The organism is Gemmatimonadota bacterium (assembly GCA_009835325.1).
Classification (GTDB): Bacteria; JAAXHH01; JAAXHH01; order JAAXHH01; family JAAXHH01; genus JAAXHH01.
Genome location: VXWP01000007.1, coordinates 1 through 11354 on the forward strand (window position 1 = coordinate 1; position 11354 = coordinate 11354).

7 protein-coding genes are annotated in these 11354 nt (G+C 64.2%); 5 read left to right on the forward strand and 2 right to left on the reverse strand.

Annotated elements, in window-relative coordinates:
* The 3 genes from F4Z81_00735 to F4Z81_00745 form a co-directional block, all read left to right on the forward strand.
* Positions 1-1129 (forward strand): ATP-binding protein (locus F4Z81_00735; GenBank protein ID MXW03572.1); only part of this gene is annotated, 1129 nt, incomplete at its 5' end.
* Between the two features lie 23 nt (positions 1130-1152).
* The gene (locus tag F4Z81_00740) at positions 1153-1872 is read left to right on the forward strand and encodes an inosine monophosphate cyclohydrolase (protein MXW03573.1); all 720 of its coding nucleotides are present in this window, start codon (positions 1153-1155) and stop codon (positions 1870-1872) included.
* Positions 1873-1898: 26 nt separating this feature from the next.
* Complete coding sequence (locus tag F4Z81_00745; protein MXW03574.1) at positions 1899-5528, forward strand: hypothetical protein; 3630 nt, start codon at positions 1899-1901, stop codon at positions 5526-5528.
* Positions 5529-5564: 36 nt separating this feature from the next.
* Here F4Z81_00745 and F4Z81_00750 read toward each other — a convergent pair whose 3' ends face one another.
* Positions 5565-6590: an alcohol dehydrogenase catalytic domain-containing protein gene (locus F4Z81_00750; protein MXW03575.1), complete on the reverse strand. Its 1026-nt coding sequence runs from the start codon at positions 6588-6590 to the stop codon at positions 5565-5567.
* 71 nt (positions 6591-6661) lie between these two features.
* A complete protein-coding gene (gene genX, locus F4Z81_00755; protein ID MXW03576.1) occupies positions 6662-8026 on the reverse strand; it encodes an EF-P lysine aminoacylase GenX in 1365 nt (454 codons plus the stop codon).
* A 207-nt stretch (positions 8027-8233) separates the two neighbouring features.
* On the opposite strand from genX, the gene F4Z81_00760 reads away from it, so the two are divergent.
* Positions 8234-9376: a sorbosone dehydrogenase family protein gene (locus F4Z81_00760; protein MXW03577.1), complete on the forward strand. Its 1143-nt coding sequence runs from the start codon at positions 8234-8236 to the stop codon at positions 9374-9376.
* A 22-nt stretch (positions 9377-9398) separates the two neighbouring features.
* Positions 9399-11207 carry a DNA mismatch repair endonuclease MutL gene (mutL, locus tag F4Z81_00765; protein MXW03578.1) on the forward strand — a complete coding sequence of 603 codons (1809 nt, stop codon included), beginning with the start codon at positions 9399-9401 and terminating at the stop codon, positions 11205-11207.
* Positions 11208-11354 lie beyond the last annotated feature (147 nt).

Sequence of the window (11354 nt, forward strand, 5' to 3'; positions counted from 1 at the left end):
AAACTGGCTGAACTTCCCGCGGATCGCCGTCGATAGGCAAAAACGGCAGTTCGTCGTCGGCCCCAACGCGTCCGGAAAGTCCAACCTGATGGACGTGTTCCGGTTTCTCCGGGACATTGCCAAGGTGGAGGGCGGGGGACTCCAAAAGGCCGTCGCGGACCGGGGCGGCATGACCAAGATCAGGAATCTCGCCGCGCGCAGAGATCCGGATATCGCCATCGAGGTGCGGTTCTGCGACCCGGTGAACGGGCGGGAGACCTGGCGCTATGAACTCGGGCTCAAGCAGCAGGCCAGGGGGAACCGGCACACGCTGATCACCTATGAACGGGTGAGCAGAGACGAGACCGTCATTCTCGACCGGCCGAACGAGGAGGACCGGGAAGACATCGTACGGCTTACCCAGACCTACCTGGAGCAGATCACTGCCAACCGGGCGTTCCGAGAGATCGCCCGGTACTTTCAGGCCATCACCTACCATCACCTGGTTCCCTCGCTGCTCCGCCACGCGGACCTGATCGGCGGCCGGACACTTGAGGGCGACCCCTACGGGCAGGACTTCCTCGACCGCATCGCCCGGGAACACGACCGGACCCGAAGAGCCCGCCTGTCCCGGATCGAAGCGGTGCTCAAGGCGGCCGTGCCGCGGCTCGAGCAGCTCGAGTTCATAAGGGACCCGGAGACCGGACGCCCCCATCTCCAGGCGCTGTACGCCCACTGGCGGCCCAGGGCGGGTATCCAGCGGGAGGACCAGTTCTCCGACGGGACATTACGGCTCATCGGCATGTTGTGGGCGCTGCTCGAAGGGGAATCCATGCTGTTCCTGGAGGAACCCGAGCTCTGCCTGCACCCGGGCATCGTCAACCGGCTCGCCGCACTGATCCTGCGCATGCAGCGGAACACCGGCCGGCAGGTGCTGGTCAGCACGCACAGCGCGGTGCTGTTGTCCGACCCCGATATCGAACCGGAAGAAGTCCTGCTGCTGAAACCCGTCCACGAAGGTTCGGCAGCGGAAGTGACCGGCGACGTGACGGACGCGCTTCTCCTCCTGGACCGCGACGTCGCAGAGGAACGGGCGCCCCGGGAAAGAACCCTCGAAAAAGACCCGAATCAGTTGAGCCTGTTCGAATGAAGGGATCGGTTCAAGTGCGCCCCATGAACGACTCCGGAGTCCCGGCACGGAACTTCGCACGGCATATCGCCTCGAACCGCTATCCGGGACGGGGGCTGATCATAGGCCGGTCGGCCGGCGGCGACGCGTGGTTCCTGCTCTACTGGATCATGGGCCGCAGCGAAAGCAGCCGGAACCGGCGGTTCGCGATCGATGGGCCGGTGCTACGCACGGAACCGGTCGATCCCGCAAGGCTGGACGCACCGGAGCTGATCATCTACCCGGCCATGCTCGAACTGCCGGGGACATACATCGTTGCCAACGGCGACCAGTCGCGGACGATATACGACGCGCTGCGCGGCGGTGGGACCTTCGAGGCCGCACTGGCCACCCGGGAACGGGAGCCCGATGCGCCGAACTACACGCCCCGGATCAGCGGCATGCTTGACCTGAACGGGCCGCCCGCCGTATCACTGAGCGTACTCCGGGCGAATCCGGCCGATCCCAGCCTTACCGACCGGCTGACGTACCGGCCTGACCCGCCTCCGCCCGGACGGGGACTGTGCCTGACGACCTACATGGGCGACGGCGAACCGCTGCCGGCATTTTCGGGTGATCCCCTGCTCATGCCCCTGGAAGGCGGGGCGGGAGAGGTCATGGGGGCGTACTGGGACGCACTTGACGAGGAAAACCGGGTGGCCATCGCCCTGAAAAGCGTGACGCGGGACGGCGGCAGCGAACTGATGGCCATCAACCGGCTCTAGTCCTTTCCCATCAGAGGTGACGCTCAATGCGGATGGTAAATGGCATTACGGGTGTATTTATGGCCGCGTGGATAACGATGGCCGCGTGCCTGCTCGCGGGCTGTGGCGAGTCCGCCCCTTCCCGCGACGTGTGGGAGGAAGCCCTTTCCGCCAAGCACACCGGGCTGGCCTACCTGTACCGGAACGACCTGGAAGGCGCGGCAGGTTCCTTCGAGTCGGTGGCCCGGCTGGTGCCTCGCGAGCCGCTCGGTCACGCGAACCGGGCCCTCGCACTGCTGAAACTACAAGACTACGAGCAGGCCGCCGCATCCGTCGACCGGGCCGTGGATCTTGCCCCGGAAGACGGTGAAGTCCTTTCCATCAAATCCGATATCGTGGCGGCGCGGGGAGACCGCGAAGCCGCCCTGGGCCTGTTAGCCCACGCCGTTGGTCACAACGCGTCCGACGTGGTGCTCCGGTACAAGTATCTCACCGAGATGAGAAGGCTGCGGGGTCCGGATCTCCAGGAGGAGGATGCCCTGGAAGAGCTGCAGGCCATGCTCGAACATGAACCGGAAAACCTGGCCGTGCTCGTCGAGCTGAATGAAATCCTGGTCCGGCTGGGACGCTCGCGGGAAGCATCGGCCGGGTACCGGCGGATGGCCGGGTTGCTCGAACCCGTTCCCGAAGACCTTCAGACCTGGCTGGACCGGACGCTGGACGCACTGAACCGCGGGGATGGGGCAGAAGCCGAGTCCAGCGCGGGCATCCTGGGCAACCTGCTGGTGGTGGACCCGGCCTACCGGGCATCGCGGGACCGCCTGGGGGATCCTTCACAACAGTCGCCCCCGCTCTACGATTTCCGGACGGCACCGACCGAACTGGCGGAAGTGGCCGCGGATTCACTCGTTGATATGCGGTTCGTGGATGCGGGCGACGAATGGATGGAAGGTAACCTGTCCGAAGAGGAGCAGTGGACGGACCTGGTACTGGCGGACGCGGATGGGGACGGGCGGCCGGACCTGGCGCTGGCGGGCCGGCTAGGACTGACCGTATTGCGCAACCGCGTGGATGGTTGGGAGGCCGTTTTGAGTCCATGGTCGGGTATGGACGATTCGATACCGGGACCGGGAGACACGGTTTTTCAACTGATCCCGGGAGACTTCGACAATGACGGCGATATAGACATATTGGTGGCCGGCCCATCATCACCCCAGGTGTACCGCAACGAAGGGGATGGGACATTCGGCCTGGCGCAGACCCTGGACCCGGGAGAAAGCCCGGGGCTATTCTCCGCCGTTTCCCGGGCAGATTTCGACCACGACGGCGACCTGGATATCCTGGAGTCCAATATGGGCTCACTTCGGTTTTATCGACACACCGAGGACGGGGTTTTTGAAGAAGGTACATCCGCCACGGGTTTCCTCGAATCGGCGTCCGGCGCTCCCGGCCGGAACGCTGAAGGTGTTACCGCGGATGTTGTTACCGCAGATGTTGTTGCCGCAGATGGTATTGCCGCCTTGCCGCCCGCCCAGCCGCTGGCCTGGGGCGATTTCGACCTGGACGGCGCCGTGGACGTCGTCGTGCTGTTCGACGACGGCGCGCACCGGTTCTACCGGAACCTGCGACAGGGCAGGTGGGTAGACTGGACGGAACGTTTCGGCGGAATCCGGTGGGGCGGCGCGAAGTTGGTCGCCGCGGCCGATTTCAATAACGACGGCGCGCTGGACCTCTTCATGGCGGGGACTGCCTCCGAAGGCTGCCGGCTTTTGTGGAACGACAATGGATACCGTTTCGACAGGGAGGACACGCCTCCGGCGTTCGGCGCCGCCTGTGACGGTCTCGATGTCGCCGCCATCCGCCCCTTCGATTTCGACAATGACGGGTTCATCGATCTCGTGCTCGCGGGCACCTCGGTGCCGGACCGGCCGGGACTGCGGCTGATCAGGAACCTGGGGAACGGTGAATTCGAGGAAAGGGCTAACCTACTCCCCGGCCTCCCTGCGAACGTCGAAGACGTGGAAGCCGGCGACCTGGACGATGACGGCGACCTGGATCTCGTGTTGCTCACCGAAGGTCGTCCCCTGTTGCTCCGGAACGACGGCGGCAACGCGAACGGCTGGCTCAAGGTACAGCTTGCAGCGGCCCTGGAAGGAAGCGGGAAGAACAATTTCTATGGCATCGGGTCGACCATAGAGGTAAACGCCGGGTCGCACTACCAGTCTCTACATGTCGACGCGGCTGTTACCCACGTCGGGCTCGGCAGCCGGGAAAAGGCCGACGTGATCCGGGTCGTCTGGAGCAACGGCGTCCCCCAGAACCGGATCGATCCGGAATCCCTCACGCTCATCATCGAACCGCAGCGGCTCAAGGGATCGTGCCCGTCGCTGTACACCTGGAACGGCGACCGGTTCGTCTTCGTTACCCACCTGATGACGCGGAGCGCCATCGGCGCCCTGACGGAGACCGGCGCGCCGGCCTGGCCGGACGCGGCGAACGACTTCGTGAAGATCCGGGGCGACCAGCTGCGGATGCTGGACGGGGAGTTCGAGGTCCGGGTCGTGGAGGAACTGTGGGACGCCGTGTACATGGACAAAATGGAACTGCTGGTCGTCGACCACCCGGCGGAGACGGACATCTTCGTGGATGAAAAGTACCTCCCGCCGCCCTACCCGGATCTCGAAATCCATACGGTGACGGACCCGCGGCTGCCCGTGGCCGCTCGCGACCACCACGGTAACGACATCCTGCCCGCGCTCGCCGCCAGAGACAGCCTGTACGTGGGCGACTACGAGCTCGGCGACTTTCAGGGCGTTCCCGAAATGCATTCCATTACGCTGGACCTGGGCGATCTGAAGGGTGCGGATCGGATCCACCTGTACCTGTGCGGCTGGATCATGCCGATCGAGCCCAGTTCCAACCTGGCCCTGTCCCAGCGCAGGAACGTCGCCGTTGTCCCGCCGTACCTGGAAGTGCCGGACGCCGACGGGCAGTGGCAAACAACCATCCCCTATACCGGCTTTCCGTCGGGGGAACACAAGACCGTTTTCATCGATTTGACGGACCGTTTTCCCGCCGAAGACTACCGGGTTAGGCTCACCACGAACCTGGAATTGTACTGGAGCGAGGCCTTTTACACCGTCGACGAGCCTGTGCGGGCCGAAACGCGCATTACCCGGCTGTCGCCCGACACCGCGGATTTGCACTATCGCGGCTACTCACGGGAGTACCGGACCGCGCCCTATGGTCCGTTTATCCGGGATTATCAGGTGCTGAGCGGCGAACCCCAGTGGCTGCCTTTCGCGGGATACCGAACACGGTACGGCGACGTGACGCCCCTGCTGCAGGCATCCGACAACCGATATGTGATCTACAGTTCGGGGGAGGAAATCAAGGTGACCTTCGATGCGGCGGACCTGCCCGAACCACCGCCCGGCTGGACGAGAGACTTCGTCCTGCACACCGACGGCTGGCTGAAGGAAGGCGACCTGAACACGGCGACGGCCGCCACGATCGAACCGCTTCCTTTTCACGGGATGGCCGGCTACCCTTACGGTCCGGAATCCCGTTACCCGGACGACGCCGAACTTCGCGCGTACCAAAGCGCCTACAACACGCGCTGGGTCTCCCAGGAGTACTTCAGAAATGCCCTGCGGCTGCACGGTCCGGGCCGCTGATCCTGCTGCCGGCCGCAGGGCCGCAAGGAGACCGTCTCATGAGCCCGGCACCAGCGCCACCTTGATCAGGTCGCCCGGGTCGTCCACCAGTTTCGTAAAAATCCCGGGTCCCTGCTCCAGGTCTCTTTCGACGACCATGGAGGCGACGTCGATCTTGCCCGTGGAGATGAGTTCGAGGGAATAGGCGAAGTCCACGCTCGTGTAGGCATAGGAACCGCGCACGACCAGTTCCCTGTTGACCATGGCCACGCCGTCAATGGCCATGGGCGCTTCGGCGCCGAGGCCCAGCAGCACGGCTTCGCCGCCCTGCCGCAGCATCCGCACGGCCTGTTCCTGCGTCGCCGTGTGGCCCACCGCTTCGACCGCCAGGTCCACCCCCTGGCCGTCCGTCATGTCGAACACGGCTTCCACGGGGTCGTCCGCCCGGACGTCTATGGCGTGAGTCGCGCCCATCGAGGTGGCCAGCGCCAGGCGCGAGGGCACCCTGTCCGTCACCGCGATGCGGGTCGCCCCGATATGCCGCGCCACCTGCAGGGCGAGGAGCCCCTGGGTGCCCGCGCCGATGACGGCCACGCTCCGGATGAACCCGTGCAGGCTCCGGTCGAAGATATGCAGCGCGTTCGAGAGGGATTCGACCATGCTGCCCTCGAGGTCGCCCACGTGGTCCGGAAGCCTGAAGCAGGACTTTTCAGGCACGGAAACGTAGTTGGCGAAGGCCCCGGGATGCTCGATGCCGATGACCGTTCGGTGAGGGCAGATGCTGGTGCGTCCCCGGAGGCACTCGTCGCACCGGCCGCAGGAGAGGATCGGGTTGATCGTGACCCGGTCACCGATGGACAGCCCTTCCGCGCCGCGGCCCAGGTCCACCACCTCGCCGGTGAATTCGTGCCCCATAATCAGCGGAGGGACCCGCTTTGCGCTCTTGCCCAGAAAGCCGTGCAGGTCCGAACCGCATATGCTCGCCGCCCCGACCTTCAGCACGGCGTGGCCGGGCGTGACCCCGGGTTCCTCGACCTCCTGCATTTCCATCTGACGCGTTCCCAGGTACATCAGTGCCCGCATGCCATCCTCCTTAAGACAGGCCGGCGTGTTTCATGAAGACCGGCCGGCGAGTTTCAGATTCCTCGTATCGGTCAGAAATCCCTGAACATGATCACGGGATCGATCGTTTCGACGTCGGCGAACAACATTGCCAATCGGTCCAGGCCGAAGGCGATGCCGCCCGACGGAGGCATCCCGTATTCGAGGGCCGCCAGCAGCGCTTCGTCCACCCCTCCGTCGTAGTGGTCCGGGCCTTCCTTCGATCGCCTTACCCCCAGGTCCGCCTCGAATCGGGTGCGCTGCTCCACCGGATCGTTCAGCTCCGTGAAGGCATTGGCCAGTTCCAGCCCGCCCATGTACAGTTCGAATCGTTCCACGTACCGGGGGTTGCCCGGAACCCGGCGCGCCAGCGACGGCAGCCGGGCGGGATACTCCGTCAGAAAGACCGGCCGGTCCGCGGGCAGCGCGGGTTCCACGGCCGTCAGGAAAACTCGGTGGAACAGGTCGTCCCAGTCATCGTCTTCGCGAACCTCGTAACCCCTGGCCCTGGCTGCGGACGAGAACGCCTCCAGGTCGTCGCAGGCATCCAGGTCGATCCCAGACCGGTCAAGGAAGCAATCCCGCACCCTGTACCTCGGCCAGGGAGGCCGGAGGTCGATCGTGGTTCCCCGGTAGGTCAGTTCGCAGGCATGGTTGAGCGTCTCGGCCAGTGAGTTCACGAAATCCTCCGTGGTGGCCATGACCGTCTCGTAATCGGCGTAGGCCTCGTACCACTCCAGGCCGGTGAACTCGGGATGGTGGGTGTCGAACCGTTCCCCGTTTCGGTAGAACCGGCAGATCTGGTATATCCGTTCACAGCCCGCCGCCAGCAGGCGTTTCATATAGTGTTCGGGCGAGGTCTGCAGGTACAGGGTCCGCGGTCCGCCTTCGCCGTCCACGTATTCCGTTCGAAAGGAACTCAGGGCCGGCGTCAGGTCCGGAACGGTCATGAAGGTCGGCGTGTCCACGGCGATGAAGCCGCGGGATTCGAAGTAGGCTCGGGTCCCGGCCATGAGACGTGCCCGGAGGCGCACGGCACCGGCCGCTTCAGGTTCAGATCCGGCGCCGGCCGCTTCCGGTTCGTGGGCGCCGCGCAGGCAGGGCGCCAGGAGTCTGAGACTGGAAACGGTGTATGCGTCGTTCTCCCATGTACCCGCGCATTCCACGAGGTCGCCGACGCGCATGTGCGCAAGCATGCCGGACAAGGCCGGTTCGTCCAGGACGAGGTCGACCGTGCCCGTCCAGTCCTCGAGCACTCCGCTCCCGGCCCGTGGATCAAGCCGGACCAGCCGGCCGGCAAGGACGGTCGTGTTTCCGGAGATTCCGTATTCCCGCGCCTGCCGCACCGTGTGCGTCCTGCCGGTCCGGGCGGGATACGCTTGAATACCCTGGCTGTGGAGTTGTTCGATACGCGACATGACCGTCCTTCAAAAGGTATCCTTCGGAAAAACTCGTGGTAAACATTAACGGTCGATTTCACCAAAAGCAAGCATCAGTTTGTCCTTGATTTGCGTCCCCCGGATTATTACCTTGGGAGGGACCGTAACGTACTTCAGGACCCTGGCACGCTCCGCGCGTCTCCGGCCGAAATTAACGCCCGCATCGATCACCGCCGGCCCGTTCCAATGACCGCAATCCGACTTTGGGCACCACGTCTGTTCCTGCTGGGCTACTTGGTGGTCGCTGCGTGCGGAAACACCCCCGCGCCCGGTGGCGAATCCCCTGAATCCGATCCCGTCCTCTCCCGCATCCAGTTGCCGGAAGGCTTCCGGATCTCTGTTTACGCCAGCGGCGTACGCAACGCGCGGGCTATGGCGATCGGACCGGGCGGCACCCTCTTCGTGGGTTCCCGGCGTGCAGGGAATGTGTACGCCGTCAGGGACCGGGACGGGGATTTCGTCGCCGACGAGGTGCTGACCCTCGACAGCGGGCTCAAGATGCCGAGCGGCATCGCTTTTCGGGATGGAGCGCTCTACGTCGCCGATATCAACGTGGTGCTCCGGTATGACGACATCGAAAACAGGCTGGACGATCCCCCCGAACCGGTCGTGGTCAGCCGGGGTTTCCCGACCGACCGTCATCACGGCTGGAAGTTCATCCGGTTCGGGCCCGACGGCAAGCTCTACGTTCCTGTGGGGGCTCCGTGCAACATCTGCGAACGCGCAGATCCGCGATACGCGACCATCATGCGCATGAACCCGGACGGAACGGACCTGGAAGTCTACGTGAGCGGCGTGCGCAATACCGTGGGCTTCGACTGGCACCCGGACACGGGCGAACTCTGGTTCTCCGACAACGGGCGGGACCTCATGGGCAACGACGTCCCACCCGACGAGTTGAACCGCGTAAGCGAAGCCGGACAGCATTTCGGCTTCCCGTATCACCACGGCACGGACATACCGGATCCCGAATTCGGCGGCCGGCGTCCACTGGATACCCTGGTGCCTCCCGTGCAGGACCTCGATCCGCACGTGGCCGCGGTGGGCATGCGATTCTACACCGGCGACATGTTCCCGCCCGAGTACCGCAACCAGGTATTGATCGCGGAACACGGGTCCTGGAACCGGGACAATCGGATCGGGTACCGGGTCACCCTGGTGCGCCTGGACGGTAACGAGGCCGTGAGTTACGAGGACTTCGCCGCGGGCTGGCTCGTGGACGAGGCGTACTCCGGCCGCCCGGCCGACGTGGAGGTCATGCCGGACGGATCCCTGCTCGTTTCCGATGATTACGCCGGGGTGATCTACCGGATCACGTACGGACAATAAACGTTGGAAACTCCGGTGACGCATGGCTGATCAGATCAGGGTATTGCCCGAGAAACTGGCGAACATGATCGCCGCGGGCGAAGTGATCGAACGTCCCGCCTCGGTTGTGAAGGAACTTGTCGAGAACGCGATCGACGCCGGCGGTGAGCGCATTTCCGTGGAGATCAAGTCGGGCGGGAAGCAGCTCATGCGCGTCATGGACGACGGCGGAGGCATGACCCGGGAGGACGCGGTACTGGCCTTCGAACGGCATGCGACCAGCAAGATCGCCGGCGAGGACGACCTCTACCGCATCGGTACCTTCGGTTTTAGGGGCGAGGCGCTGGCCAGCATCGCCTCCGTGGCCCGGGTGGACCTGACGACGAATACGAAAGGCGAAGCGGCCGGGACCCGCGTCCGCATCGACGGGGGTTCGGCGCCGAAGGTTACGGACGCCGGACGGGCAGCGGGTACGACGGTCGCCGTCTCGCAGTTGTTTTACAACGTGCCCGCCCGACGGAAGTTCCTCCGGACCACGGGTACGGAGACGCGCCATGTCGTTTCCGTGGTTTCCTCCATCGCCATGGCCTATCCCGGGATCGCCTTCACGCTGACGGTCGACGGCCGGGATACCCTTTCCCTGCCCGCCGTGTCCAACACCTATACCCGGGCGCAGGCCGTCATGGGCAACACGCTCATGAACCAGATGATCCCGGTCACCTTCGACGACGACCTCGTCAAGATACACGGGTTCATCAGCCGGCCGGACGCTGCCAGGGTTTCCCGTACCCACCAGCATCTGTTCATCAACCTCAGGCCGGTATCCAGCCGCGCGCTGAACCGCGCCGTGTTCGAAGGCTATGGTTCGATTCTTCCCAGGGAACGTTTTCCCGTATCCATCGTCTTCCTGAACATCGATCTCGACCAGGTGGACGTCAACGTACACCCCGCGAAGCGAGAGGTCCGGTTCTCCGACGAGTCCAGGGTATATGAGCGGCTCCTGCGGGCCATTCGGCTGGCGCTGCAGAACTCGGACGTGGTTCCCGTTTTCGATACGGACACGCCGGACATCTCCGGAATGGCGCCGGCCGCGGCGCCGGGCACTCAAGGTGCGTCAGGACAGGAACCCGCCACGGTGCGCAGGGCCCAGATAGACCTGTTCAGTCCCGTGCGCGGAAACGGCGGCGATTCCACGGGCGAGTGGACCTACACCCCGGCGGACACGGAGGGCGGGGCGCGTGACGAAGGGGAACCGGGAACGGTCAGGGAGCACGGCGATGCGGAAATGGTATCGCTCTGGCAACTGCACAACGCCTACATCCTGGCCCAGGTCAAAGGCGGTTTCATGCTCATCGACCAGCACGCCGCCCACGAACGGGTGCTGTTCGAACGGGCGCTGAAGACGATGGACCACGAATCCGCCCCCTCCCGGCAGTTGCTGTTTCCGGTTACCCTCGATCTCATGGTGCCGCAGATCGCGTTGGTCCGGGAGCATTTCGATCACTTCGCCCGGCTGGGATTCAATGTGAAACTGTTCGGCGAGCAGACGGTGGTCGTCGACGCCGTACCCTGTATGGCCCACAGCCAGGATGTAGACACGTTATTTAACCGGATGATTGAAAACCTGCAGGAAATGCCGGAGAAGAACCTCAAGACGGAAGAACGTGTCGCCCTTACCTTCTCCGGCCATGCCGGTATCAGGAAGGGCGACCCGTTGTCCCAGCAGGAGATGAACGGGCTCGTCAACGATCTGTTCGCCACGGAAATGCCCTATGTAACACCCCGCGGGCGACCCACCGTGGTCAGCATGCCACTCGAAGAGATCGAACGCAGATTCAACAGGTCCTCGTAGGTCTCTTCAAGCAATCAATTTATATACCCCCAAAGCCAGTCACCTGACTCGATACATTGCACCGTCGCAATGACCTCCGGTGAGCAGGAAATCGTTCTGGCCAGGTGTGATATTGTACTGGTGTAGCTTGCATGCCTGCATAAAGGC